Source organism: Anaerolactibacter massiliensis (genome assembly GCF_900290205.1).
Classification (GTDB): domain Bacteria; phylum Bacillota_I; class Bacilli_A; order Erysipelotrichales; family Erysipelotrichaceae; genus Bulleidia; species Bulleidia intestinalis.
On sequence record NZ_OLMH01000003.1, the window covers coordinates 104,647 to 130,323 of the forward strand.

Annotated in this window: 29 protein-coding genes and 1 pseudogene; 25 read left to right on the forward strand and 5 right to left on the reverse strand. The window is 45.0% G+C overall.

Going from position 1 to position 25,677, the window contains the following annotated elements:
• The first annotated feature begins 2 nt into the window (after nucleotides 1–2).
• The 3 genes from C7E00_RS14590 to C7E00_RS14600 all read left to right on the forward strand — a co-directional run bounded on the left by C7E00_RS14590 (nucleotide 3) and on the right by C7E00_RS14600 (nucleotide 2,764).
• Nucleotides 3–497, forward strand: a complete 495-nt coding sequence (locus C7E00_RS14590; RefSeq protein WP_105305065.1) for a hypothetical protein — start codon at nucleotides 3–5, stop codon at nucleotides 495–497.
• A gap of 696 nt (nucleotides 498–1,193) precedes the next feature.
• A complete protein-coding gene (locus tag C7E00_RS14595) occupies nucleotides 1,194–2,003 on the forward strand; it encodes a C39 family peptidase (protein WP_105305066.1) in 810 nt (269 codons plus the stop codon).
• Nucleotides 2,000–2,764: a hypothetical protein gene (locus tag C7E00_RS14600; RefSeq protein WP_135358254.1), complete on the forward strand. Its 765-nt coding sequence runs from the start codon at nucleotides 2,000–2,002 to the stop codon at nucleotides 2,762–2,764. Before C7E00_RS14595 ends, C7E00_RS14600 begins: the two co-directional genes overlap by 4 nt.
• Before the next feature lie 156 nt (nucleotides 2,765–2,920).
• On the opposite strand, the pseudogene C7E00_RS14605 reads toward C7E00_RS14600, so the two are convergent.
• Nucleotides 2,921–3,265, reverse strand: a pseudogene (locus C7E00_RS14605) (IS1634 family transposase); the annotation flags it as partial.
• Between the two features lie 199 nt (nucleotides 3,266–3,464).
• Between C7E00_RS14605 and C7E00_RS16820 the strand changes: the two are divergent.
• The 10 genes from C7E00_RS16820 to C7E00_RS14655 all read left to right on the forward strand — a co-directional run bounded on the left by C7E00_RS16820 (nucleotide 3,465) and on the right by C7E00_RS14655 (nucleotide 11,656).
• Nucleotides 3,465–3,818, forward strand: coding sequence for a Mu transposase domain-containing protein (locus C7E00_RS16820; RefSeq protein ID WP_420808632.1), 354 nt, complete (start codon nucleotides 3,465–3,467; stop codon nucleotides 3,816–3,818).
• A gap of 3 nt (nucleotides 3,819–3,821) precedes the next feature.
• A complete protein-coding gene (istB, locus tag C7E00_RS14615) occupies nucleotides 3,822–4,604 on the forward strand; it encodes an IS21-like element helper ATPase IstB (protein ID WP_105305070.1) in 783 nt (260 codons plus the stop codon).
• A 124-nt stretch (nucleotides 4,605–4,728) separates the two neighbouring features.
• Complete coding sequence (locus C7E00_RS14620) at nucleotides 4,729–4,971, forward strand: hypothetical protein (RefSeq protein ID WP_105305071.1); 243 nt, start codon at nucleotides 4,729–4,731, stop codon at nucleotides 4,969–4,971.
• 379 nt (nucleotides 4,972–5,350) lie between these two features.
• Nucleotides 5,351–6,103 carry an ATP-binding protein gene (locus C7E00_RS14625; protein ID WP_135358255.1) on the forward strand — a complete coding sequence of 251 codons (753 nt, stop codon included), beginning with the start codon at nucleotides 5,351–5,353 and terminating at the stop codon, nucleotides 6,101–6,103.
• The gene (locus C7E00_RS14630; protein WP_105305073.1) at nucleotides 6,087–6,314 is read left to right on the forward strand and encodes a CPCC family cysteine-rich protein; all 228 of its coding nucleotides are present in this window, start codon (nucleotides 6,087–6,089) and stop codon (nucleotides 6,312–6,314) included. The genes C7E00_RS14625 and C7E00_RS14630 overlap by 17 nt, the downstream gene beginning before the upstream one ends.
• A 50-nt stretch (nucleotides 6,315–6,364) precedes the next feature.
• Nucleotides 6,365–8,299 carry an IS3 family transposase gene (locus C7E00_RS14635; protein ID WP_105305074.1) on the forward strand — a complete coding sequence of 645 codons (1,935 nt, stop codon included), beginning with the start codon at nucleotides 6,365–6,367 and terminating at the stop codon, nucleotides 8,297–8,299.
• A gap of 13 nt (nucleotides 8,300–8,312) precedes the next feature.
• On the forward strand, nucleotides 8,313–8,753 hold the full coding sequence (locus C7E00_RS14640) for a hypothetical protein (protein WP_105302473.1): 441 nt from the start codon (nucleotides 8,313–8,315) through the stop codon (nucleotides 8,751–8,753).
• Nucleotides 8,754–8,773: 20 nt separating this feature from the next.
• On the forward strand, nucleotides 8,774–10,075 hold the full coding sequence (locus C7E00_RS14645; protein ID WP_105305075.1) for an IS3 family transposase: 1,302 nt from the start codon (nucleotides 8,774–8,776) through the stop codon (nucleotides 10,073–10,075).
• 233 nt (nucleotides 10,076–10,308) lie between these two features.
• Nucleotides 10,309–10,665 (forward strand): hypothetical protein, encoded by a 357-nt coding sequence (locus C7E00_RS14650; RefSeq protein WP_105305076.1) that lies wholly within the window; start codon nucleotides 10,309–10,311, stop codon nucleotides 10,663–10,665.
• 130 nt (nucleotides 10,666–10,795) lie between these two features.
• Nucleotides 10,796–11,656, forward strand: a complete 861-nt coding sequence (locus C7E00_RS14655) for a transposase (protein WP_105305077.1) — start codon at nucleotides 10,796–10,798, stop codon at nucleotides 11,654–11,656.
• Here the strand turns inward: C7E00_RS14655 and C7E00_RS14660 are convergent.
• Nucleotides 11,653–12,480, reverse strand: a complete 828-nt coding sequence (locus C7E00_RS14660) for a transposase (protein WP_105305078.1) — start codon at nucleotides 12,478–12,480, stop codon at nucleotides 11,653–11,655. The genes C7E00_RS14655 and C7E00_RS14660 overlap by 4 nt on opposite strands.
• A gap of 255 nt (nucleotides 12,481–12,735) precedes the next feature.
• Here C7E00_RS14660 and C7E00_RS16410 point away from each other — a divergent pair, with 255 nt between their 5' ends.
• The 3 genes from C7E00_RS16410 (at nucleotide 12,736) to C7E00_RS14675 (ending at nucleotide 15,907) form a co-directional block, all read left to right on the forward strand.
• A complete protein-coding gene (locus tag C7E00_RS16410) occupies nucleotides 12,736–13,323 on the forward strand; it encodes a hypothetical protein (protein WP_204378693.1) in 588 nt (195 codons plus the stop codon).
• Between the two features lie 37 nt (nucleotides 13,324–13,360).
• Nucleotides 13,361–14,587, forward strand: coding sequence for an ISAs1 family transposase (locus C7E00_RS14670; RefSeq protein ID WP_105305079.1), 1,227 nt, complete (start codon nucleotides 13,361–13,363; stop codon nucleotides 14,585–14,587).
• A gap of 339 nt (nucleotides 14,588–14,926) precedes the next feature.
• On the forward strand, nucleotides 14,927–15,907 hold the full coding sequence (locus tag C7E00_RS14675; RefSeq protein ID WP_135358256.1) for a hypothetical protein: 981 nt from the start codon (nucleotides 14,927–14,929) through the stop codon (nucleotides 15,905–15,907).
• Here C7E00_RS14675 and C7E00_RS14680 read toward each other — a convergent pair whose 3' ends face one another.
• On the reverse strand, nucleotides 15,908–16,333 hold the full coding sequence (locus C7E00_RS14680) for a nucleoside 2-deoxyribosyltransferase (RefSeq protein ID WP_105305081.1): 426 nt from the start codon (nucleotides 16,331–16,333) through the stop codon (nucleotides 15,908–15,910). It lies immediately after the preceding gene.
• 47 nt (nucleotides 16,334–16,380) lie between these two features.
• Here C7E00_RS14680 and C7E00_RS14685 point away from each other — a divergent pair, with 47 nt between their 5' ends.
• Genes C7E00_RS14685 through C7E00_RS14695 form a run of 3 tightly spaced genes read left to right on the forward strand, consistent with a single transcriptional unit; the run spans nucleotide 16,381 to nucleotide 17,421 of the window.
• The gene (locus C7E00_RS14685; RefSeq protein WP_105305082.1) at nucleotides 16,381–16,785 is read left to right on the forward strand and encodes an NUDIX domain-containing protein; all 405 of its coding nucleotides are present in this window, start codon (nucleotides 16,381–16,383) and stop codon (nucleotides 16,783–16,785) included.
• A gap of 50 nt (nucleotides 16,786–16,835) precedes the next feature.
• Nucleotides 16,836–17,102 (forward strand): type II toxin-antitoxin system prevent-host-death family antitoxin, encoded by a 267-nt coding sequence (locus tag C7E00_RS14690; RefSeq protein ID WP_105305083.1) that lies wholly within the window; start codon nucleotides 16,836–16,838, stop codon nucleotides 17,100–17,102.
• Nucleotides 17,103–17,106: 4 nt separating this feature from the next.
• The gene (locus tag C7E00_RS14695) at nucleotides 17,107–17,421 is read left to right on the forward strand and encodes a type II toxin-antitoxin system RelE/ParE family toxin (RefSeq protein ID WP_105305084.1); all 315 of its coding nucleotides are present in this window, start codon (nucleotides 17,107–17,109) and stop codon (nucleotides 17,419–17,421) included.
• Nucleotides 17,422–17,951: 530 nt separating this feature from the next.
• Here C7E00_RS14695 and C7E00_RS14700 read toward each other — a convergent pair.
• A complete protein-coding gene (locus C7E00_RS14700) occupies nucleotides 17,952–19,079 on the reverse strand; it encodes an IS110 family RNA-guided transposase (protein ID WP_105305085.1) in 1,128 nt (375 codons plus the stop codon).
• Nucleotides 19,080–19,202: 123 nt separating this feature from the next.
• On the opposite strand from C7E00_RS14700, the gene C7E00_RS14705 reads away from it, so the two are divergent.
• Nucleotides 19,203–19,574 carry an HTH domain-containing protein gene (locus tag C7E00_RS14705; RefSeq protein ID WP_105305086.1) on the forward strand — a complete coding sequence of 124 codons (372 nt, stop codon included), beginning with the start codon at nucleotides 19,203–19,205 and terminating at the stop codon, nucleotides 19,572–19,574.
• A gap of 6 nt (nucleotides 19,575–19,580) precedes the next feature.
• Here C7E00_RS14705 and C7E00_RS14710 read toward each other — a convergent pair whose 3' ends face one another.
• The gene (locus tag C7E00_RS14710) at nucleotides 19,581–21,074 is read right to left on the reverse strand and encodes a transposase (RefSeq protein ID WP_105305087.1); all 1,494 of its coding nucleotides are present in this window, start codon (nucleotides 21,072–21,074) and stop codon (nucleotides 19,581–19,583) included.
• A gap of 129 nt (nucleotides 21,075–21,203) precedes the next feature.
• Between C7E00_RS14710 and C7E00_RS16070 the strand changes: the two genes are divergently transcribed.
• From C7E00_RS16070 to C7E00_RS14730, 5 genes are all read left to right on the forward strand, one after another.
• Entirely contained in the window at nucleotides 21,204–21,443 is a 240-nt protein-coding gene (locus tag C7E00_RS16070; protein ID WP_135358257.1) for a hypothetical protein, read from the forward strand.
• A 214-nt stretch (nucleotides 21,444–21,657) separates the two neighbouring features.
• Entirely contained in the window at nucleotides 21,658–22,131 is a 474-nt protein-coding gene (locus tag C7E00_RS14715) for a hypothetical protein (RefSeq protein ID WP_135358258.1), read from the forward strand.
• A 47-nt stretch (nucleotides 22,132–22,178) separates the two neighbouring features.
• Nucleotides 22,179–23,240 (forward strand): Mu transposase domain-containing protein, encoded by a 1,062-nt coding sequence (locus tag C7E00_RS14720; protein WP_167836634.1) that lies wholly within the window; start codon nucleotides 22,179–22,181, stop codon nucleotides 23,238–23,240.
• Entirely contained in the window at nucleotides 23,240–23,971 is a 732-nt protein-coding gene (istB, locus tag C7E00_RS14725; protein ID WP_105305090.1) for an IS21-like element helper ATPase IstB, read from the forward strand. The genes C7E00_RS14720 and istB (C7E00_RS14725) overlap by 1 nt, the downstream gene beginning before the upstream one ends.
• Nucleotides 23,972–24,343: 372 nt before the next feature.
• Nucleotides 24,344–25,663, forward strand: coding sequence for an ATP-binding protein (locus C7E00_RS14730; RefSeq protein ID WP_105305091.1), 1,320 nt, complete (start codon nucleotides 24,344–24,346; stop codon nucleotides 25,661–25,663).
• The last annotated feature ends 14 nt before the right edge of the window (nucleotides 25,664–25,677 follow it).

The following is a 25,677-nucleotide window of genomic DNA, read 5'->3' on the forward strand; positions in this document are numbered from 1 at the left end:
ATATGATGAAAGCAAAAACGAAGCGAATGATTCTGATCATCATCCAGTGTGCATTGATCGCCATCTGCATTTCCTATTTCAAGCTGAGCAATGAAATTGCCAATGTCAGGTATTCGGAAAAGGGCGGGCATTACTTTTACTCCGACGGTACGGTTGAAGATGCACCGAATATCTATTACTACAAGGAATTCGACAATTACTTTGCAGTGTACCACGGCAAGCAGCTGACCTACTATGCAGTCAGCCCCGGATATACGAAGGACAGCAGGTATGTCATTCTGCAGACCACCAGATGGAATCAGCTGTTCGGGAGAAATACCACGAAGATCATCCCGATCACTCATACATACACTGAGGTTCCGAAGGTGAAGACAGTCTTTATGTACAATGGTGATGCCGCACCTCAGGAGCTGAATGAAAACTTCAGACTGATGAACGAGGATACTATGGTTGCATTGAACCAGTTCACTGACGGTACTGCTGCAACGAGCAAGTGATCATGAAGGTGCATCTTATGATTTCTGGAACCGGACCTTTTCAGCTATTATTTCCGCTGTTTTCTGGAAAAAGGCTTAGCTAAGCCATTATCTGAACATCATAAGTGCCGCCAGGGGCACCGCCTATGAATATCGAAAAACGGCTTCATTATCAGCCCTCTGCGGATTCGCTGATAACAAAGCCGTTTTTTATGTGTTACGAAATGGAGCCAACTGTAACGGAATGGAACGAAATGGCATGAACTGGAACGAGATTTCCGCTGGATTTTCCGCTGTGTTTCCGCTGAGATCAGGATGCAGAGACTACAGCAGCAAATTTCCGCTAATTGGCTCTCGCTGTATTGAAAGTGCCTGCGTGTCAGCATAGTTCCGGGGGATTGGGGATCTCCCAAGCAAGCCGCTTGTGGGAACACAAACACCGCTTGCCTGATTTCAATACTGGATTCTGCTAGGGGGTTGCAGGCAATCAAGCACGGCAAACCAGGAGTGAAAATATACCGGAATGTTTCCGAATAACTTACTTCGTAATGATTTCTTAGAATTTACCAATCACAAGACATGGAAATGATCTCAAACTTTGCCAATCAGCCCTCAAAATGACCGAATAGCCCGAAAAGATTGAAAAGACTCACATAGAATACTATTACTGAAGTGCAGCTGCTAAGTGAGTATGTGACTGGTCTAAAGAAGGAGAATATGAAAGGGAAGTTAAAGACTGTCAGTTTGATTCCAGTGATCGTTTTATCATTTTTCTTCAGTGGTCTGGGCGTAAATGCACAGGATGTGCCGGGTGATAGTGGGTGCACAGAGTGCACCTATGGGTATTCTGACGAACATCATATTGATTATGATGCAATTGAACAATATACCTTTTATGCCGATCATGCTCGAGATTATTATGATGAGCAGGTTGCTAAGAATCCATTCTCAGAAGGAACAGATATACAGCATGTTCTGAGAAGAGCCAGTGTTACAAAACAAGGATGGGCCGGGAGCAATATCACAAGATACTATCAGGATGATTACAATGATCTTCTTTGCCCGAAGGCAAGACCACTGGGCCCAACTATTAAGAGCGCAGGTTGCGTAATCACTTCATTTTCCATGATTGTAAGTAAATATGGAATAGTCTCCGATCCTTTGAATACCAGAACGGTTATTAACAGAGATGCACCTGGTACTGAAAATGCATGCTCTTTTCCTTGGTTTGATGTTGTGAAGATTCCATTTTTCAGTAGTCTGAAAGCTCAGGAGATAACAAGAACAAACTGGGCAAGCGCTAATACTGTTATTGAAGGAGCAATTCTTCAAAACAGACCTGTAATAGTATATATGACACATCCGAGCAAGAGCCCGCATGCAGTAGTAGTCTATGGTTATGAATATTATTCGGACGGCGGTGTGTTTCACTATCTGTTCAATCCATCAAAAGGAGCTGCAGGAACTCTTGAAGATTATAAGAAAGCAGGTTATTCGATTAACCGGATCATGGTGTATTACAAATGAAATACAGTAGGATATTGTTGCTGTCAATTCTGTCGGCTTGCTTGATTGGGTGTGGTGCAGAGTCTTCTGCTTCAGCATCCGTAAGTCCGGCTGAAGAGATATTGGAAGTTTCTCCTTCACCTGCTGCGTCAGCTACTGCTGCTGCAACAGAACAGTCAGCAGAAACACCAACTGCTGCAGTAATTCCTGACAATGATGCTGTAATATTTACTGTCAATGAGGATGCTATAAATTCCACCTATGTGAGCATGGATGTGAATGAACAACGTTTTCCAGAGTATATGACAGCATCTGTAGAGAAAGAAGCAGATGGTTATGTGTACTTCAAAGTAACAGATACACGCGATAGTGATTCTGTTGTCTTCGGTGTCATGAAAGAACTGAAAGACCTGGAATTGCAGATTGCCGGGGCAAATGATCCGGACGATCCATCTAAGCCTGTGGTCTTCATTTCGCTGAAATTCCCTCAAAGCCTTGTCTATGAGAGCCAGAATGGAACGAGCAAATACGGAATCAATACATATGATAGAAACTTCGGATCTATAGACGGAATGGATTATCAGACCTTCTGGATTGGCAAACAGGATGCTGGGACAGGAAAAGGATTTACACCTGTGGGAGAACAGGGAGACTGGCGGATGACAATGAATGATGGATATTATGAGTTCGTCAATTCATCTGCAGATGTATCTGCACAGGAAAAAGATGAACTGAAAGAACTGCATTCCATGTCGTATATAATATTGCCATCGCAGCCATAATCAGTAACTGTGCAAGTATAACACCTCGGAAAGCACCCCGATGACTGCTTTCCGCCTATAATCCTGTCAAAAAATTGAAAGGTATGAAAAGCACTCAGAAGTCCGATGAATAAAGGACATTCTGAGTGCTTTGATTTTGCGGCGATATTGCGTAATTTACTGTTTCCTGGTCTTCTTGATGATATTTCTCACTTCAGCTTTTGACAGGACTTCATAATCTGTATGAAATCCGAAGACTTCATGGAGGTCGTCTGTAAGATCTGTCCGTGTATAAGAAGGAATGTATTCACAGCCATCCGGCATTACAAGCTTCATCTCTCTGAGTGCTGAGATGATTTCACTGCAGGTATATTTCTCGCCAAGTTTCTTCTCCAGGATCCTGTAGATCAGTAACGCCAGATAGCAGGTGAGGAAGTGTGCCTTGATTCTGTCTTCTCTGGAAAGATATACAGGTCTTGCCTGGAAGTCTGTCTTCATGATGCGGAACGACTCTTCAATCTCCCCTTTTTTATGTAAAGATTGTCATAAAAAAGGGAAGGTTGAATCAGCGAATCGGTTTGTAGACTGGCTGAAGCCATATGAGAACGAACTGAGCAGCGAAGATGATCTGATCCGGAAGATCTATGAGTTCAACGTTGATGTGAACAACGCAGTCAATCAGACTACGGGAATACCGCTAATCAAACTGATCAAAAAAGAAATGGAGCATCTCCGTCCTATTCCGAACAAGGTCCTTCTCACAAACTATGTTCAGAATGTAACGACTCAGGAAGTGCCTTCAACGCTTCTGGTCAATTACAAGCAGACTGGATACTCCGTCCCGAAAGAGTTCATCGGAAAGAGAGTCAAGCTGATCCCTGCCGGCGATAAACTCTACATTTATTATAACAATGAGTTGATCGCCCTCCATAACATCACCGAAAAGAAGTTCAGCTACAGGCCGCAGGATTATATTGATGGCTTCCGGGAGGCAATGCCAGCAGATCTGAGCGATGAAGAGATCACCAGCCGTGCAGAAGCCAACCTGGCTTATTCGATCAGTTGGAGGAAATGAAACATGAATGAACAGGTACGCACTTACAGCCAGCTGAAAAATGATCTGGAACGGCTGAAGCTGTCTCAGTTCAACATTCACCTGGACGAATATATCGATGCCACACAGAGCGGTGACAAATCGTTCACGGAAGCCATGAAGGATTTGTGCGATCTCGAGCTGCGGGTACGGGAAGCACGTATTCTGCAAAGCTGTGTCAAGACAGCGAACTTTCCGTTTCAGAAGACACTGGAAGATTTTGACTTCTCTTTCCAGCCTACCCTGAAGAAAGAACAGATCCTTGGCTTCAAGGACATGCGGTTTATCGATCAGGCACACAACATCCTCTTCATCGGATCACCGGGAGTGGGAAAGACTCATTTGTCCGTATCCATAGGGATTGAAGCAGCGTATAACCACCGCAGTACATACTTCATCACATGCAATGACTTACTTCTCAGGCTGAAGCGGGCGCAGCTGGAAAACAGGCTGGAACAGAAGCTTAAGCTTTATGCCAGATATAAGCTGCTGATCATTGATGAGGTTGGCTTCCTGCCGCTGGATGAGGAATCATCCAAGCTCTTCTTTCAGCTGATTTCAATGCGATACGAAAAGCACTCAACGATCATCACCACTAATAAACCATTGTCCCAATGGGGACAGATCTTCGGTGATCCGGTCCTGGCAAATGCAATACTGGACCGTCTGCTGCATCACTGCTCTGTAATCAAGATCGTAGGTAAATCCTATCGTACAAAGGATGTCCAGAAAGAACTTGTATCAGACAAGTCTGTCACTGCAAGATAATGACAGCTTTACAGAAATTCCATGAGAATGAAAGCAGAGGTGAATCACTGGTGCATCAGCCATAAATACCCATGTATCACTGAAAGATGCACTGGTGAAGCACCGTAAAAGAAAGGAGGAAACAATGGCTGTAAAACAAGGAAACAGCAGAATTTCTGTGCTTCTGGATGTGGATGAATGGTCATACCTTGATATCCATGCATGCTGGGAAGGCAAATCAAAAAGCAGATATCTGGAAGATCTGCTCAGACAGGATATGGCTAAACGGGAAATGTATGATGATCCGGAATTCATCCTGAAGGAAATCCAGTGCCTGCTCAGCAGACTGAAGCCACAGATACATGACCTGGAAGTAAGTGATGGGTAAGTACAGCTGTGCCATTCTCTGTAATGAGCAAAGATTTTCTGACATCACAGACCATAACATACCTCTGGTTGAAGCAATGCAGGAAGTGGTGAATTCTGATTGCAATATTTGGTAAAAAAGTACTTGCAATTATCATCTGTACCACATGCTGTCTTTCAATGACCGTTACAGACAGTGGATGGGAATCCTGGTGGGCTTCATAGCGGTGCTGTTTTCATACTTAATGCGACAGCAGAACCTGTATATCGGTTTTATCTCATTTCCGCTGTTTTTCCTGTATATAGTGTTTCTTCATTTCTTTTCAAAAGAGGATATCAGGTCAGATTTTCTGGTTCTCGTCATTGCGTTCGTTATCGTCATGATGATCGATGCGGTATGTATGACAGGAATCGAGTACATTGTTTTCAGAAATAATCCGGATGTGCCTTATGATGCAGTAATGCCTGTCGTCATGATGGTTTCAGATGCAGTGCTGTATCTGGCATTGAGAATGATTGTACAGACAAAGAAAAAGTCGGATCTGTCTGTCAGCAGTGTTGCAGAACCAGGAACGCTGGCTATGTACTTTCTGATCTTCATCATTTTCTTTTCCTTCAGCCATTTCACGTATCAGAATGAGAGTCACAGTTTGTATACCATTCTACTGCTTTCAGCATTGATCCTGGTGACGATCTGTTCCTTTACCCTTCTCCTGAGGGAAACAAGAAAGAACATGGATCTGGAACAGCTGCGGCTGGAAAAGAGAAAGCTGGAAGCACATCTTGTGAATACAGAGAAACTCATAGGTTCTGCAAAGCGGATGGAAGCTGAACGCCACGACATGAAGTATGTTCTGCTGGCGGTGAAGCATGAGATCCATGAAAATAATCTGGAACAGGCAGAAAAGACAATCGATGAACAGATCAGAAGCGTGAAGTCCATTGAACCGGTAACCGTGACCGATAACCGGATTGTAGACTACTACATCAACGACTGCAGAGAGAAAGCACACCAGCAGGGAATAGAGTTTGTAACGACAATCGATGAGAGAATCTCCGTCACTTTAAAGGATGAGGAGCTCAGCGCGGTACTGGGAAACCTTCTGGACAATGCTTTGGAGAACTTTATAACTGAATATGATCGGAACAAATAAATGCCCTGTTTGCGGGGAAACATATTTATACGAATACGAGATTTGCCCGGTATGTGGATGGGAGAATGATCCGATACAAATGGATAAGCCTGATCTGGAGGGAGGTGCAAATAGAATGAGTTTGAATCAGGCAATAACCGCATACAAAAAAGGTGAAAAATTGAAAAAGAAAAAACTCAACGAAGATGTAATAGTAAAGTGGTCCCTGTAGAAAGGACAGCACTCTGACAGTGCTGAGGTCCTCCTGCAGGGGCCATTTTTATGGGCAGAAAATCCAGAAAACGCAATCCTAAAACTGATTATGTATTCTTCTCTCCAGAGGAAATCCAGATTCTCCAGGCTAATCCGAATGTGAAATTCATCCGGACGAATCACATCGCATTCACCTATGAGTTCAGATGCCGGATGTATGACTGGTATGTCTCTCATCACGAGATCCGCAAGTTCCTGGAGAACAATGGAATCTCCACGAAAATGATAGGGAACCAAGTGATTAAGAAACTGACTGAGAATTTCAGAAAACATGGTCACCCCACCAATGGAAATGGGCCTTCGATTTCTGTTTCTGCGCCGAAGCTTTCAGAAGAAGAAATCCAGCTGCTCATTGACACCGGAGTATTCGTCAGAGCTCGTGGCGGCATCTCTTTTTCAGATGCGTTCGTTAAAGAAGCGATAAGGAGATATCCTGGCACTGACCTTAGAACGCTTCTGAAGGAGCACGGCATTGATCCGAACCGGATCGGTTATCAGAGAATCCATAGGCTTAAACTCCTTCTGGAAGGAAAATTACCTGTTACGGGTAAATTTTTCCGTTCCGATGAAGTGATTTCTGAACTGAAGAGCTGTTCCTGGGTCAGAACAGTCACCCGGAAAAAACTTTCCCTCCGATCAGAATTCTATGAATGTGCTTATCTGATCAGAGACCTTCCGATTCTGGATGTACTGCAGGTATTTGAGATTCCTGCAGACTTGCTCAGTGCGGGAGAACTGATGCGGATTCGATATAAGCTTCTGCACTGGAAGCCGGATCGTGTTAACAGAAAGGTTCATCTTGCCGCTCTGGATCTCAGCACCGCGAAGAAACTGTGCGAGCTGATGGAGAAGATGGAAGAGAGAAAAATGAGTGAGCTAAGAGAAAGCCTTCGTATTACTTCTCCTGAGACTCTCCGGAAAGTGTGTGATCTCATTCATGATCAGGTGAAAGCCTTCCCTTACGTCAGAGGATTCTCGATCAGCGGTGCGTGCAGAATCCTCGGCTTCAGCCACTCTCGCTTCTATCGTCTGAGATACTATGTTTCCAACGGAAAACAGCGTCAGGATGAGAAAGACATTGAACGGATCAGGAAAGTGATTGAATACCGCGGATATCCGAAAGGAACCCGCATGGTGACCATGATGATGCCGAAGCTGCAGAAGACGGTCATGAACCGCAAGAAAGTTCAGAGGCTGATGAGAAAGGCCGGACTGCTGTGTACGGTCAGAGCACCGAAGAAATCCAGGCAGGCAGCCAGAGAACTGCTTCAGAGGAACCGGAAAGAGAATGTGCTGAAGCGCAGATTTCGTCTTGGGAAACCTTATGAACAGGTCATGACAGATGTCACCTATATCAAAGACTGCCGGGGAAATACTTCCTATTACTCTCCGATCAAAGACAGTGTTTCCGGCCTGATTCTGTCTTCTGCAGTAAGCGATACACAGGATCTGAACCTTACTGATGAGATGCTGAGCGGAATCATGAAAGATCAGGATCAGAATACCGTCTGTTCGACAGGAATGGTATTTCATTCCGATCAGGGGGCACTGTATCTTTCCGATGCGTTTCAGAAGAAGCTGAAGAAGATGGGATTCGTTCAGTCCATGTCACGGCGTGGAAACTGCTGGGATAACGCATCCATGGAATCCTTCTTCGGGCATATGAAAGATGAAGCTGACTTCTCCGATGCCCATGATACGTCTGAGATCCGGCAGAAAATCAATGACTACATTGACTATTACAACTTTGAACGGCCGCAATGGAACCGCGGCAGAAAGACACCGATGGACTTTGCCGTCTATCTGAACAATCTTTCTGAGCAGGAATACCAGGAATACCTTTCCAGGGAACAGGCAAAGTATGACCGCATGATGGCCAGGTCTGCAGAAAAGGCACGGAAGCACGCTGCAGATCTTGGTGCTGTGATACCATCGGAATCATAGAGAGGTAATAGAGATGGGTAAGAAGAAAACGAAGTATTACGAGAAACGCAGTGCCATTCAGGAAATTGCAGAGAAGAACGAATACGTGAAGGACATTCACGGAACGAATCTGATCTACAAGACGGAGTTCTATATCAGGATGTGTCAGCAGATGAACAAAGGAATGACGGGAGTGGAAGCTTATGAATCACTCGGCTTCCCGGTAAAGGAACTGGGTACTGATCGTGCAAACAGTGCTGCCAAGCGTGCCAGAGAGATGGAGAAAGACGGATCGTTCGTTGATCCTTCCAGATTTGACGGGAGTATTCCCCGTGATGAGATGGGAGATCTGACGCCGGAGGAAGAAGCCGCTTATTACAAAGCACGGACAGCTTATCTGGAAGCACTGCTCGAACTGGAAAAAAAAGTACACGAACTATTGGCGGAGACGAATACATCATCGAATCCGAACTGAAGAACCATCAGAAGTTCAGAATGGTGTATTACACTCTTCAGAAGCAGGAGACTCAGCCAGCAGGACATGTTCATCAGTTCTCGGCATCAGATCTGTTCCGGATCTTCGGCTGCAGTTCCAGCGGCTATTACAGCTGGAAGAAACGATTTGAGAATCCTGTGGAAACGAAAACGCAGAAAGAAGACCGGGAGATCAAGGAGAAGATGATCTCAATCATCCATAAGCACTGCGGAATTCCCGGAGCGCGGACCTTCCGTACTTACCTGTGGCGTGATTACGATCTCAGGGTGAGCAGAAAACGGATCACCAGACTGATGAAAGAAATGCGCATTACCGCATATGTCCCTCATAAAGATGCCTATAAGGGACAGGCAACTCATTTCCATCCATGTGATGCCAAGCAGAACTATGTCGATCGTGACTTCGGTGACAGCCCGCGGAAAGTGATCCTGACAGACATTACCTATCTCTACTATGGAAGTAATCGCGAGCTCTGCTATCTGTGTGCGTTCAAGGATGGATTCACGAGGGAAATCCTGGGATCAGCAGTAAGCAGGCATATGGATGTCTCTCTGGTTACAGAAGCCTATCACCGTATGATGGACCAGCATCGCAGCGAACTGAATCATCCGGACGCTCTGATTCATTCCGATCAGGGGAGTCAGTACCTGTCCGTTACCTTTCAGAAGCTGCTCGAAGATGACGGCTTCGTGCAGTCCATGTCCAGGCGAGGGAACAGCCAGGACAACGCACCGATGGAATCCTTCTTCGGAAGAATGAAGTGCCAGCTTCTGAAGCTGATCGAGATGTGTCCGGACTATCAGACAGTCAGAGATCTGATTGCAGGCTATATGCACCACTACAATGAGAAAGCTTATCAGTATGATCTTGCCGGTCTTACTCCTGCGGAGTTCTATCAGTACAAGACTACAGGAGTCTATCCATTAGATAACTACTACGGTATCTCAGGAGATCGGATGAGGCCGGTTGAAAGCCTGGTAGAGGATCATCTGAACTATCTGAAGAAGAAGCGGGAAGAAAACGTTCAGAAGAAGAAGGAAGCAGAAAAGAAGCTCCTTCCGATGCACATCATTGCGACAGATCAGAAGAAGCTGAAGAAAGAAATTCAGAAACTGAATACGCTCATTGAAGACTCCAATGAGGAAATCAGAGAACTGGAAGCACTTCTGGAGCGAGTGAGAGCAGCAGGAAAAGCTTACGAAACAGCAGATGAAGAACTGAAGAAGAAGCTTGAGAATCCGCAGGAATGGAAGAACACACCGCCATTTGACTACGTCACAGAAATGGACGCTCTTTACTGATACAGGCACAGAAAGAATAGAGCAGCTTACTTCCCCTGGCCAGAAGATGTTTTCGTCATGCGCAGAATGAATCATCCGAGCACTGATGATCCGGAAACATCTCTCTGAAACCTGCTGAATACAGAAAGAAGACAGCTATGATTCAGCTGTCTTCCGTCTTGATCAATGCATGTGACCCTCAGAAACCCGAACTGTCAGAAAACTGTCCTTGACAACGGGGCCACTTTATAGTGATGGCTTCTGAGCCATTAAAAGATTATGAATTCGAAGATATTCAATGCTTAGTTCACAAAACAATCGAAACAGAGGCTTTGGTGAACCTTTATGCAGCAGTTTTTAACGAGTTCTTCTGGGTGGAGGATAACGAGTATGATTTTCCAAAGGGAACTCCAGAATACGCTGAAGCATGCAGGATAACTGATCAATGGGGCGCTTTGATGGATGAGCTTGAAAAACGAATAATGCGAATCGCTTCCGATGCAGGCCTGCTTTTGCCTAGAGAACCAAATAGCGGGACTGTAAAGCAAATGGGGCCATTTATGAAAAAGTATGGCTTTGTAAATGAAAATGGCTGGTGGATTAGACATTAAGCGAATAAACAAGCAAAATTAAAGGCTCAATCTAAATTTTAGTTGATAGGAGATCGCATACAGGATGGCGGATATGAAAAAGGATCCCTTATAATTGGTTTGAACAAAACAAAAGATAAGTAGATCCCATATGCATTCTACCGTTATGCCGCCTTCCGTACAAGAACGGATATTTGATTTCCGTGCTGATGAAGCTCGTAAAGACGCACATGATCTGATTGATTCTCTGACTGATCATGATGTTTCCAGAGGTCTGAGACTGTCCTTTACAGGCTTTACTTCTTTTACGCAGACAGAGGGTGCTGACAGCGTTCCGGTAGAGATCAATGTCGGGACTGCTTCAAAACCATGCAAGCGTACTGTTACGAAGTACATTTACAAGGGATATATGAACACCAATATCGGTGCTGACGGTGAAGACAGAACTCAGCTGTTCTGTCCATACTGCGCCAAGAAACTGGTGAGAAACGGAACTGTTACTACCACGCTGAAGGATATTCCGTCCGGGAACTCCTATTCCGAGGTGCAGGTTCTCAGACATCGCTGGCTCTGCACAGATAAGAAATGCCATTACTGCTGGACAGAACCGATTGATTTCAAAGATCAGGATCATCTGCTTACCTGCAGCCTTGCCACGTATATCTGCGGTCTTCTCCAGCAGGGGTTATCCATGAAGGAGATCGCCAGTATCACAGGTGCAGATAAGAACACGATCAAGGCGATTGATAAGAGACGTCTGGAAGAGCTGTATACCGTTAACGGAAAGCAGCTGAAGAAGCCTTCAGAATACTCAGAGTGCATCGGAATAGATGAGTTCCTGCTTCATAAAGGGCATCAGTATGCGACGGTGATCATCGACCTGAAGACCGGCTATGTTCTGTACCTGGCACACGGGAAGAAGAAGCAGACTGTATATGATTTCATGGAATTCGTCGGTGATGACTGGATGCGGCATGTAAAGGCCATTTCCTGTGATATGAACAGTGATTAAGAAGAAGCCTTTAAAGAGAAGTATCCCGAGGTGGCCGTCGTGTACGACTTCTTATGTGAAATTTTACATAAGAAGTCCGTGCACCTTCGGGCATTGACGAAGTACTCTGAAGTGCATTCATCAATCCACCTGGCACCGTCTCCGGCAACCACTTCAACCGCTTTTCTCTCTTCTTCCGTCAGCGAAAGACAGAACTTGGTGAAAACTTCTTTGCCATGTCCATCATGAACCCAGGCAACCCGGTTCTGATCCAGGTCATACACAACCGTAATGTATTTATGGCCTTTACGATAAGAGGTCTCGTCTACACAGAAACGCTTGATTCCTCGCAGGCGGACAGAAACATCCGGTTCCAGGCGATCATGCGCTGCTTTAACAGAGTTCCCTACTGTCTTCCAGTCGATGCCCATATACTGCGCACAGACCGTCTTGGGAACCGTCAGAGCCAGGAACGCGACATCGTTATTGAAACTCTCCGTGAACCGTGAATTCCCATCCTGCCAGGGAATGTATTCCGTCAGAATTCCATGTTCAGGGCAGCAGATCCTTGCCGGAGAATAAAGGAGCTTTACCGGAACACCATTGATGGAACTGGCTCTCCAGCTGACTTCGGTATTTGACTTGTGATCATAGACAGGCCGTTTCTCCATGCATTTCGGGCACCTGCATTTCATTCTCTGATAAGACCTGACATGCATTTCAATCCGATCCCGCTGATACGTTTCGCCGTTCATGACTGCGGTGTCTTCAACATATTCTGCAGAATCAATAACAGTATGATTGAACGAAAGCGACTTCGAGATTAAACTGATGGGGAAAGCCATAGGTATATCCTCCTTATTGTTTTTCGTCGATTCAATATTAAAGGATTGCCTATGGCTTTCATAGTATTCAGAAAAAGGAGACTGAATCCATAACCCTTCGGATTCCAATGTCTATCCGATGATCAGCTGTAAAACAACGACTTTCTCAAATTACCCACCCAGAGTCCCGAAGACTCAATTCTCGGTCGTTTTTTTCTCTGGTATAAGTATAATGTACTTATAGTATAGGTGGCGTATACTTATACAGGAGGTAATATGCCGAAGTCTGATTACGTTTACCCGAATTGGGTTCAGCAGTTCCGCACTCGTGGCACCACCATTAAGAAGAAAGATGATAATTACTATCTGTACAAGAGAACTTCTAAAAGAGTTCCCGGCAAGAAGTATCCTCAGCCTGTAGATACTTACATCGGTGTAATTACTCCGGATGGAGTGATCGATGCACAGAAGAAGATCGTGCCTGTATCTGCAGAATGCGAAGTCTTTGAATACGGGTTTTCCAGAGCCTTGCAGGAGATCTGCCCTGAAGAATGGAAGACAGCAAACGGTGAGAACTGGCAGAAGGTTCTGCTGGTGCTGATCCGGCAGCACTCAGAATTGTCTTTCCTGCAGCGTGACTTTAAAATCCCGGATGAAAAAGAGTTCCGGGTCTCGTGGAGTGCACAGTATTCCAGTCTGATCCGGAAGATATACCAGAATTACAAAGTAGAGCGATATGATCTGGACAAACTGAAGAATATTTTCGTTGTCTATATCGGAAAGACAAAATTCCTGTTACGTATTTCAGAGGAACAGCAGCACATTCTTGATCAGCTTCACATTTCCAATATGGAGGTGCGCTAAGGCTGAACTGTTTATCGCCGCTTCCCTGCATGAATGGATGAAGAAGGTGCCTGATCCTCGGAGCACCAGAAAAAAGATGTATGACAGTGCAGAAATACTGACATACATCATCATGGCATATGCGAGCGGGAGAACATCTCTTCGCCGCGCTATTGCATGGGCTGAGAATCATCTGACAGAGCTTCGGAAATACATGAAACTGGAGAACGGAATCGCATCTGTGTCCACTATATTCCGCCTTTTCCGGGATATCGATCAGAATGAATTCAATAACATCATGATGCAATGGATCGCCCAGCTTCTGAACCAGAGAAAGCTTATCATCGCAATTGATGGAAAAGGACTGCGAGGTGCAGCTGATCGAATTGGAGACGGCAGAACTCCATATATTCTGAATGCAATAGATGTGGAGACGAAGCTGGTGATCGCCCAGCTTCCGATCTCCACAAAAGACAATGAGATTTCAGGGATTCCAGAGCTATTAGGCATCCTTGATCTCCGAGGAAATCTTATCACGATTGACGCAATCGGCACACAATGGAGAATCATGGATATCATTTCCGGAGAAGGCGGGTTTTATCTGCTTACTGTCAAAGAAAACCAATCTGATTTGAAGAATGAGATCAGCGGTTATTTCAGAACAGTCCGAAAGAGAATGGAACAGGGACTGACAGATGCGGAAAAAGAGAAATACAGCATTAAGCAGACAGCAGAAAACAACCGATCTCGCATAGAGCATCGGAAGATGGAAACAATCCAGGCAAATCCGATTGGAGGAAGAGAAGAACTTGCGTTTGATGATATCAGGACAATAGGCCTGCATGAACAGACCAGGATTCCTATCAGAAGAGATGAAAACGGCAAAGACATCACACAGGACTATGAATCTTTCCGCTCAGAGGCAATCAGCAGAGCAAAGGACAAGTTCAAAAGCAAAGTCATGTATGACGATGAATATCTCTGCGAGGGCATGATCAGCAATAAGCATATGAATGCAGAGGAAATGGCAAGAATCAAACGAGGACACTGGACTATTGAAAACCAGCTGCATCATGTCTTAGATGATCTGTTCAGAGAAGACAGATCCAGTGCCAGAATCACAAAGGATAATCTTGCGCTTGTAAGAAAAATTGCATTCAATCTGCTGGTTCTGGCAAGTCACCATGAAAATTCCGATCGCGGGCCAACTGCTATGATGGACATTTTCGCTGATCGACCTGAATTGCTTGCCAAATATACATTCAAAGGAATTTCAAGTTTCTGACACTTATAGAGCAATGATTTCCATCGACCTGCAGGAAGCAGGTGCTTTTGGCGTGAAGAATAACCTTCAGGTTTCCGATATGGGAGAAGCACAGCAGAAAGCCAAATCAAAATAATCATATCGTTATTACGAAGAGAAGCTTCATGAAACAGCCCTAGCAGCAATCACACTAATAATCGGATGAGAATATGGTATGCTTTAGGTGTGGCTATGAAACCGTATATTTCCAGAATCATTATTGCACTGAGCTGTACGTTATTTCTTGTGTCCTGCGGAAGCGGAAACAGAGACGCAAGCATTGCTCAGATAATAGTGCGCCATGATGAATACATAGATGCGATGAAACAGATTGAAACGAAAAATCTGAGTGTCAGTGATGACCTTGTTTTATCCGTACCGGAATTGGTGGTTTCCGGGGAATACATCTGTGCAGATGATTATCAGAAAAATGCAGAGAAAATATTTTCTCATTATGTCTCTGCTTATGATGCGGAGAATATGACAATGGATCCCTCGTATTATCCTCCGGGGCCGGATTATTTTGATCCGGCTACGGGGCTTTCTATGTCCGTAGGAAGTAACGGTTTCTTTTCCTATATGACAAAGGGGTTTTCTCCGGAAGAGGTATTTGGGAAATCGGAAAATCAGCTGGTGAAGACGTATCCGTTTGAAGAACTGGATTCGCGGGATCACTATGTCCTGGTAGAAGGCGATGATGTCTCTGTAGCAGATGCACGGCGGTTGGTACAGGGATTTTCGAATGATTACGTAGAGGCGTCTGGCTTTGGCAATGGGTTACGCGTGCTGCGGATCAATCTGTATAGAAATGATTCAGGTTACTATTATGAAGTTGATTTATCGCAAACCGTCGACGGGGTGCCGGTTCTTGCTTATCATCCGGTGTATGGTGATGCAAAGATCGTTGTTCCTTCGTCGTTTGCATATGTGATGGGCGACGGTATTAACGATTTTGCAGTCAATTCGCTTTTTGAGCCATATCGGACTGATGAAGCGGATCAGATCATCAACCCTGTGGATGCGATGGGGGAGGTCAGCGAATACCTGGATGAGGAAACGGATCTTGAGCTGACGCGGGTATCTCTGGAACTGTGCATGATCGGGAAAGGAAATCTCAATACAGCCTGGCCGCAGGAGACGTCTGATGCCGGGATTGTGATTGAGCCGACATTCCATTCCAATGATCTTTATGAAGCTGCGCCATGCTGGATATTTTACTTTGATGAGACGGTCGGCAAAGAAGTTTATGCCTGCTGCAATGCGCTAACCGGAGAAATCTCATTTGTAAACAATGGGCAATAATTATTCACTGCCTGTAGCTTTCAATGCGGCATCGATCAGGGCAAAAAGTTCGTCCTTTGTCGTATAGGAGGCGATATGGAAATACGGGTCTCCCGTTAACATCGCCGAGAGCTGCGTCTCCGCGCGGCGGTAGAAGATGTAGACGGGCTTGCCGTACTTTTCGGCATAGGCCATCTCATACCCGACGCCCAGCGAGGGATGGGTGCACTCGGCAATAACCAGGTCGCATGCGCGGATCCAGGCGGTGTCCTGTTCATAGATGAGGGCGTCGCGGCTTATTCCCTGTTCCTTTATGGAACGGTTCATGTCACCGACCCGTTCCGTAAGGACGTGGTCGGTGCGGTTGATGTGTTCGATGGCTTCGTGATACAGGGCCGCATCTTCGCGGCCGCCGCGGATACTTCCGGCAAAATAGACGTTTTTCATATGGCAATATTATGCGCTAGTATAAGGGCATTGAGTGAGGATGAATCATGAATAAAGAAGATCTGGAACAGAAAACAATACGTTCCAAACGTATTTATGAAGGAACCGTTTTTCAGATACGCAAGGATGAGGCGGAGATGCCGGATGGTTCGCATGTGCTGCGTGAAGTCGTGGAACATCAGGGCGGTGTAGGTATCGCGCTTCATGACAGTGACGGTACGTTCTTCCTCGTGACGCAATGGCGCTATGCACAGAGAAAGCCGATGCTTGAATTCCCGGCCGGTAAGAAGAAGGGCGAAGATCCCTTTGACACGGCAAAGCGGGAGTTTGTTGAGAAAACAGGCTATGCGGGAAAGGACTGGCATTATCTTGGCCAGATGGTTCCGACCCCTGCCTACGATAAAGAAGTCATCGATGCAGACTACTGTAGATTTTATAGTATTAAAATATAATAATATTATCAGAATGTTACTATTATAATTCATTAAGGGAGGGCACTAACATGAACATTCGTCCATCAGCAGCAATTCGCCAAAACTACAATGAGATTGCAGATATGTGTCGCAAAACCGCTGAGCCAGTCTTTCTCACGAAAAACGGAGAGGGAGATCTGGTAGTTATGGATATTGAGACCTTTAACCGCCGGGAAAAAATGCTGAAGCTAAGAGAAGAACTCCTTGCCGTTGAAGAGGACAGATTGGCAGGGAGAAAAGGCTGCAGCTTAGATGAGCTCGATTCCTTTCTTGACGATGTGATTGCTGAGGCATAATCCTGTGTCAAATATCGAATATAAAGTAATCGTATCTGACAGAGCAAAGCGCATGCTGGGTGCACATTTCAGTTTCTTGGCGCAGGTTAATAAAAATGCAGCAAAAACAAAAAAGAGAGAGCTGCTTGAAGCAATGCGGTCTTTAACCCACATGCCACAGCGTTTCCCGTTTTTTGAAGGAGCATATATGCCGGCAAATAAATATCATAAAATGTTTGTCGCAAAATGGTATCTCATCCTTTACCAAATACAAGACGATACTGTTTATGTCGATTACATTCTCGATTGCCGTAAAGATTACGACTGGCTGGTAAAATAGCGATGACGTTTTATGAAGCTGAACAATTTGCAAGTCGAAAATGCCTGTTTTCCTGAATAATATGTAGATACGCGGGATTTTAGTGCTCGGAAAAGGAGAATTTTTGCCAATTTTGATTCAGTGGCGGCGCATACCCGTCTGTTATGTAAAAGCCAATGTCAAGTGCTAGTTTCGTATAAGTTTCAATTTCTCCTTTGCTGTTAAAGGCATGAGGAAAGAGTCTCGGATTTTCAACAGTTCGCGGTATTTAGCCATTCTGTTATACGTGTATCAGGGACAACTGCTCTCCCACCCCACAGGCCAATGGTTTCGCCGCCAGCTCTGCTGTCTAAAATCGTGGATCACCATGGAAAGGTGCCATCATAGCCCCGCCGCAGATAGCTGAACCATCCAGTTCAAATCCGGGCTGCTCCTTCCTGATGCCTTCAATCTAATTCTTATCCTCCTCTTTGTTTTTAGGTCATTCAATGATTTCCTGATCTGAAGTGCTCAACGCAAGTCTTGACTGCCTGATAATCGATAGAATCATTTTAAGCAAGAACAGTATGAATATTGCCTGTCATCATTCCCCATATAAAGCATGCCAGCTCACGTGCTATGGCTACCGTTGCTTTGTTATGGTTCTTTCGATTGTGAAGCACAAGACGCATGTATCTCTTCCGGAGGCGTTCATTCGCTCTGTCCGCATATGCAATGACTTCAGGAGCGTTGCCTTCCTTCCGCTTCTTCAGTGCTTCACTTTTGCCAGATGATGCCCTTGAGAAAGATTGTGCACATTCGACAAGTAGTTTTCTCAAAAAGGTGTTTCCCTGTTTTGTTATTCCCGTCTGATTCTGATCATCGCTGCTGCTGAGTTCTCCTGCAACCAGGCCCAGAAATGCCGCAAAGTTCTTTGCTTTAACGAATCTGGTGAAATCTCCGATTTCCACAATCACAGCCAGAGCGGTAAGTACTTTCACTGACTGAAAGCAGATCAGCTTGTGAACTGCTTCCCGGTATTTATCCGTTTCAGCAATTTCTTCAATGCGTTTGTTCATTTGCTCAATTCGATCAGAAACTGTTTCATATGACAGCAGGTAAGAATCCAGTGTTTCCTTATTGATCCCCTCCAGAGGAAGCTCCTTAAGCCATTTCAGATGTTTCTTTGTCCAGTAATTCCTGCCATCCGTAAATTTGTATCCATGCCTGGTGGTAAACGCACAGATCTGCTGTTTGATCACTCTGAGCTGCTTCTTGTGATCCTGCTGCATACGGATGAAATCACGTACTGATTCATCTTCTTCATCGGGGGTATAGACTTCGCTGTATTCATGATTCTTCAGCGATCTGGCAATCGCTTCAGCATCCCGCTTGTCTGTTTTCTTCCTGCGCCGTCTGTTGATTTCTGTTCCGGTAATCGAAGCAGGGGCAAGGATCTTTACGGTAAGACCCTTCTCCTCAAGATCACGCTTCAGTTTAAACCCGAGGCAGCCCGCTTCATATCCGACAATGATCTCTGTATCATTTCCAATCTTTTTCCTGATCCCCTTGCAGTAGTTTACGATGTTGGAAACAGAAGGAGAATAGGCGTTGGTGTTCACAGGTGCTGCTGATCCTTCAAGATAAGTTGAGAGAGTGTAGTTTGTAGTGTGTGCATCAATTCCAACGTATGCTATCATGTAAAGGCCTTCCTTTCTTGGATGAGGCAACTTCCCCCATCTTTTTAATTAAGCCAATAACAAGTATGCGGGATGATCCTCGAACACACAAGTTAATGGAGGGCTTTTACATATTGTCTAAATATGAGACTGACGGAACATACAGGGCACGGTGTTCCAACCATTGTCAGCCGTTATGGTAAAAATGTATTTGAAATTGAAGATAATTATATACGCTACACTATTCCTTTTGACCAAGAAGTATTGGAAAAATCTCAAAAAAATGTCGGTTTGAATGTCGGTTTGAATGTTCGATTTAATAAAACAGAGCGAGCAGTGGTTCCATTGCTGATCAGCAATCCGACGATGAAAGTAGAGGAGCTTGCTGAACAAATCGGCGTTTCAAAACGTACCGTAGAGAGAGCCCTATCAGCGTTGCAAGAGAAGGAGGTCCTTATTCGCATCGGCTCGAAGAGAGACGGAATGTGGAAAGTAATAATACAACTTCCCCAATGAGTAGAACTATACGGTCTGTTTCTTAGGCTTCCTGCCCCGCTTCTTTGGAGCAGGTTTTTCAAGCAGATCCAGTTTCTGAAGAATCTCAATCTGCGAAGGATTCATCTTGATCAGCTGCCATTCTGAATCGTCTGCCTTTACTTTCTTCGCCCGCGTCAGTACATGCATAATCTTCTTGTAGGTCAGATTGTCGAACAGTTCTTCCTTTTCGAACCGATTCAGAAGACGATAAGTGATGACACTGGAAAGGAAACTGCAGAACTCACTCCCGATTACAGAATAATCACTGTGAACTCTTGTCTCATCCAGTTCGCATGCTTGTTTGTAATACCGCATTACCAGTTCGATTTCCCACCTGCACGCATATGCCTGATAGGCTGTTTCTGCATCCATTTCCAGATCACTCTCCAGAAGCAGTGTTCCGAACTTCTTCCGATCTTCTTCGTAAGCTTCCTGACTGTAGTCTCCTGACTTGCTTGTGCTGTGCAGCCATCCGAAATCTTCCTTGTGTGCCTGGGCAATATCGCAATAGGAATACAGCCACTTCTTTTTCTTCTCAACATATACCCGCTTGAAGAGAGCCGTTTCATGGCCTTTCAATTGTCCTTCATAGTGAAACAGGTCATAGTCTTCAATATAGCGGGAATCACGCTTCAGCGGATTCAGATAATGAAGATCACTTTCGCTGTTTAGGATGGTTTCGATGGAAGAAGAAGGAAAACCTTTATCTCCGACCATAATTCCATGCTTAATGTGATTATCCTTGATGAATGCCTCATAGCTTGTGGCATCAAGCATATTGCCAGGAAAGCATTCCGAGCAGATCGGTTCCTTCTTCTCCAGATCAAAGGCATAGAGAACACTGATGTCTCTTGTACCTTTCGTTCTCGCTTTGCGGGAATAGTCCGAAAGACTGTTTACTTCTGACTCATCGGATTTCAAAGTGCCGTCAATCAGAACATGATCCGTTTTCATGACTGCAGCAGCACGGATCTTCATATAGGAACGGATCATGGCATAGGATCTTCCTAGATTGCCCCAGAAAGAAGAAACGGTATTTTTTGATAATGCCACATCCGGATAACGCTCAGAGAGAAAGCTGTCCTGATAAGCAGTCTGCAGCTCATAGTCTTTTATTCCTGGATAAGCAACTCTGAGAACTGCAGCACAATACAATTTCTCAGCATCGCTGAGGGTATAGACTTTCTCAAGCTCTTCCAGCAAATCATGGCATAACTGATCGCAGAGCACCACGTTGCCCCAGTCCTTCAGAGTCACGGGTGCAGTGGTAACAGGGGCCTTAGGCGCTTCATCAATCGGGACAAACTTGTGATCAATGATATGTCCAATCGTCTTTCCGTTAATCGGAACTCTTCTGCCGTGATCATAACGGCAGCCTTCCCGTTTACGTACTGCATAGCGATCTCTGTTTTTTCCATAGCAGATCACGAAGGTATTCTTAGGTCTCTCAACAGCAAGGATATCAGCAGGAATAGGCATATAACATCATCTCCAAGTATAGCCTTATTATACTGCATAATAAGGCTATACGCAAGCGATTATAAGCAAAAAGCCATGCATTTTCTGACATTCCTGCATGGCAAATAAAACACTTTCAGAGATTCAATTTTGAAGATTCACCGAGTTGGGATTAGACGTCTCTTATCTAAGCCTGTTTGTATAGCTCCAGATCATTGGGAAAGTTGTAGTAATAAAGTAACATCATTTGAAGAACGACTCATGCGCATTGCTTCCGATGCAGGCCTGCTTTTGCCTAGAGAACCAAATGGTGGGACTGTAAAACTAATGGGGCCATTTATGAAAAAATATGGCTTTGTAAATGCAAATGGCTGGTGGATCAAACATTAAGCGATTAAACAAGCAAAAGTAAATAACAACTATTTTGGACCGGAGAATTCCCATAATGATATTCTCCGGTTTCTTGTTGTTCAGCAATAGTGATTACACCGATGTGGCGAAGCCGGGTTTCCGTTGAAACCAAGGCCAGCTATCTGGAGTCGGATTCAGAGTGATTCCGGTCCATCAAGGCCACTGAACATTACCGAATAACCTTCTTTCTATAATGGCAATGAGGCTGATTGCCTCACTTGTACGAAAGGAGGTTATTTTCATGTCAAAGTACAAGGATATCCTGCGGCTTCTATCAACCACAGGACTCTCGGGAAGACAGATTGCCACTCAGCTTCATGTTGGGAGAGAATCTGTAACTTCTGTCCGAGAAGCAGCGTCATCACTCGATTTGAAGTGGGAGGAGGTGAAGGACAAGAGTGAAGATGAGATCCGCGGAATGCTTTTCCCAAGGGCAAAAATCGAATCTATTCAAGTTAAGCCGGATTTCAAGGAAATGCTCAAAGATTATGATCGTATTCCGGGCATGACCAAGAAAACCCTCTGGGAAGACTATGTCACGGAAGTGCAGGCTTCAGGAGGCATTCCCTATCAGTACTCTCAGTTCTGCGAACTGTTCGCAAGAGAGGCTGCAGTAAACAATGCCACTATGTATAAGCAGCACAAGGCAGGAGAACGCATTGAGTAGACTGGGCCGGGACAAAAGTTCCGATCATAGATCCTGATACCGGGGAAGTGACCTATGGATATATGTTCGTTGCGGTTCTTCCGTACAGTCAGTACGCCTATGCCGAAATACTGCCGGATATGAAGCTGGAGAACTGGATCGGTGCTCATTTGAATATGTATGAGTTCTTCCGCGGAGTTACACCTATTCTTTTCTGCGACAATCTCAAGACAGGGATTCTTTCTCATCCGGAGATGGGCGACTGGATTGAGAATCCCAGCTACCGTGAAATGGCTGATTACTACGACACAGCAATCCTCGCTGCTCCTGTAAGGACGCCCAAAGCCAAAGCTTCCGTGGAGGGAACGGTCGGCAAGCTCACTTCGAAAATCATTGCACGCTTATATCAGCAGAAACCAGGAAGCTTTACTGAAGCAGGCAGGCTTTGCCGGGAATATCTGAATCGATTCAATGCCGTAAAGTTTGAGAAGCGTGAAGGATCACGGCTTGAAGAATACATGACAATAGAGAAGCCGCTTCTTCAAAGCCTTCCTCGTGAGCCTTATGAGTATGGAATCTGGAAATCTGCGACAGTTCAGCTGAACTACCACATCGCAATCGACCGTATGTATTACAGCGTCCCATATCGGTATATTCACCAGAAAGTCCGTGTGCGCATCTCAAAATACAAGATTGATATTTATCTGGGAGATGCCAGAATCGCTTCGCATACACGTTTATATGGTCATCCCGGCCAGTATTCCACGAATCCGGATCACATGCCGGCAAATCATAAACAGGCCCTGGAATGGAATGGTGATCGTTTCTGCCGATGGGCTGAGTCGATCGGTCCTTCTGCATTTGAAGTGATTGATAAGCTTCTGAAATCCTACAAAGCAGAAGAACAGGGATATAACGCCTGCATGTCCATTCTGAAGTTCGCAGACAAATATACCCCTGAGCGGTTAGAGAAGACCTGTGCCAAGGCCTTATCCGTTATCACTGTTCCCCGCTACAAGGATATTAAGTTAATCATCGAGCACTATCAAGAAGAGCCCTCTGCAGAAGCCCTATCCTCTGAAGCTCACGCAATTATCCGCGGAAACGAATACTACGGAGGAAATCACTGATGGATCAGGCAACTCTTGATAAACTCCGGAAGCTTCACCTGAAGTCCATGGCGGCTTCCTATGAAACACAGGATTCCGTTCCCGGGATCATGGATATGACCTTTGATGAAAGGCTTTCTTTTCTTGTCGATGCAGAGCTGGATTCCAGAGATAACCGAAGGCTGAACCGAAGAATCAAAGAAGCACATTTCCCTGACTCCAATGCGGTGATTGAAGGAATCAAGTATTATCCGGATCGTCATCTCAATCGTACTCAGATCACTTCTCTGGCAACGAATCAATACATTCATAAGCCGAGGAATGTCCTGGTAACCGGTGCTACGGGAGCAGGAAAGACATATATCATATCGGCATTGGGCAACAGAGCCTGCCAGGAAAACTATAAAGTCCTGTATATCCGGATGCCGGAACTCTTCAATGAGATTGAACGCGCTAAGCTCGAAGGAGAATATGACAGACTGCTGAAGAGGTATCACTCCAGAGATCTTCTGATCATTGATGACTGGCTGCTCTATCCGGTCAAAGAAGAACAATGTGAGCAGATCCTAGAAGTACTGGAAGGAAGGTATCGGCATAGCGCAACAATCGTAGGATCCCAGTACACAGAGGATGGCTGGAGAGAGCGTCTCGGAGCTGGTGCGATTGCCGAAGCAATCATGGATCGGATTACCTCAAGCGCTGAACGAATCATGATCCTCGGAGACAAGTCAATGCGGACAAGGAACGACTGACAGCCACTCCAGATAAACCACGAAACCCGACTTGAGATTGATCAGGCCGGGTTTTTGCATGCATGGAAAGCGGCCTCGGTATTCCGGAATGGTGGCCTAGGCCATCGGAACGATGAGCCAGAATCAGAGTGGCCTTGACACACCGGAGCGCTGGCCTCAAAGGTCCGGAATGATGGCTCTCAGAACTCCGGAATAATCAGCAATAGAGGATATATATTAGCGCTGCCATCTTGTGCTTGCCGGATGGATTATTGAGCAGTATATGCTTTTGATAGCATAAAATTTAAAATAATATATTATTTATGCTCTCTATAGCCAAAAATTGAATAGATTTAAGAAAAATGCTATTCTTAGCACATGGAGGTACAGAATATGATCCGAAATCACCCTCTCAAGAAACGGGATCTGTATCTTAATAAGCTGATTGCATTTCAGGACACAGAACCGGTAAAGGTCATAACCGGGATAAGACGCTGCGGGAAGTCCAATTTGCTAAAACTCATGGCAGCGCATCTTAGAGAAAGCGGCATTCATGAAGATCAGATTCTGGAGATGAATTTTGAGTCCCATGATTTTTCTGATATGACGAGTGCCGGATTTTATGAATATGTAAAAAAACACTCTCTTCCCGACAGGAGAATGTATTACTTCTTTGATGAAGTCCAGCATGTAGATGGGTGGGAAAATGCTGTAAATTCCTTCCGCGTGGATTTTGACTGTGATATCTATGTAACAGGATCCAATGCTTATATGCTCTCCTCTGAGTATGCTACCTACCTTTCCGGCAGGATGGTTGAAATCAAAATGTTCCCTCTATCATTTGCAGAATTCATCGAGTTTTATGATTTTCAAGTCAAGGAAACGACGAATGCATTCGGAGAGCTAAGAAAAGCGGTTTATGATTCAAACGGCAATCGCTACGAGTTAATGGACATATTCAAGGCCTACCTGACGTTCGGGGGAATGCCTGGAATTCTAGATATCGGACTGAATCAGGAAAAAGCCCTTATTCTTCTCGAAGGCATTTATTCCACTGTTATCATGCGGGACATACTGGAAAGAGAAAAGCGGAAGGATGAAAGGCAAGTCACTGATCCTGAACTTTTGAACAAAGTTGCTTTGTTCCTTGCTGACAACATCGGCAGCCCGATCTCGGTATCCTCGATGGGGAACGTCCTTGTCAACGAAGGGCTACTCGACAGCGGAAAACGCAAAGGCATTCCAAGTGCTCATACAGTTCAAGCCTATGTCAGTGCTTTGAAAAAAGCGTATCTCTTTTACAATATAAAGCGGTTTGACATCAGAGGGAAAGACTTGCTCAGAACCCAGGAGAAATACTATATCGTTGATATTGGCTTGAGAAATTATCTCCTCGGGTTCCGGGATCGCGACATCGGTCACGTGCTCGAGAATGTTGTGTATTTTGAACTGCTGCGGCGTGGATATGATGTTGCTGTCGGAAAGATCGGGAGCAGTGAAATCGACTTCATCGCGAAGAATGCATCCGAGAGGATCTATATCCAGGTAACAGAATCCATGACAAGCGAGGACGTCAGGAACAGAGAGCTTGAACCGCTTAAGAAAATCCGCGACAATTATGAAAAAATCGTGCTCACCCTTAATCCGGGACTGGAAACAACCTACGAGGGAATTCATTCAGTCCAGCTGATTGACTGGCTTCTGTCGGAATGATGTGTCTTGCGTCA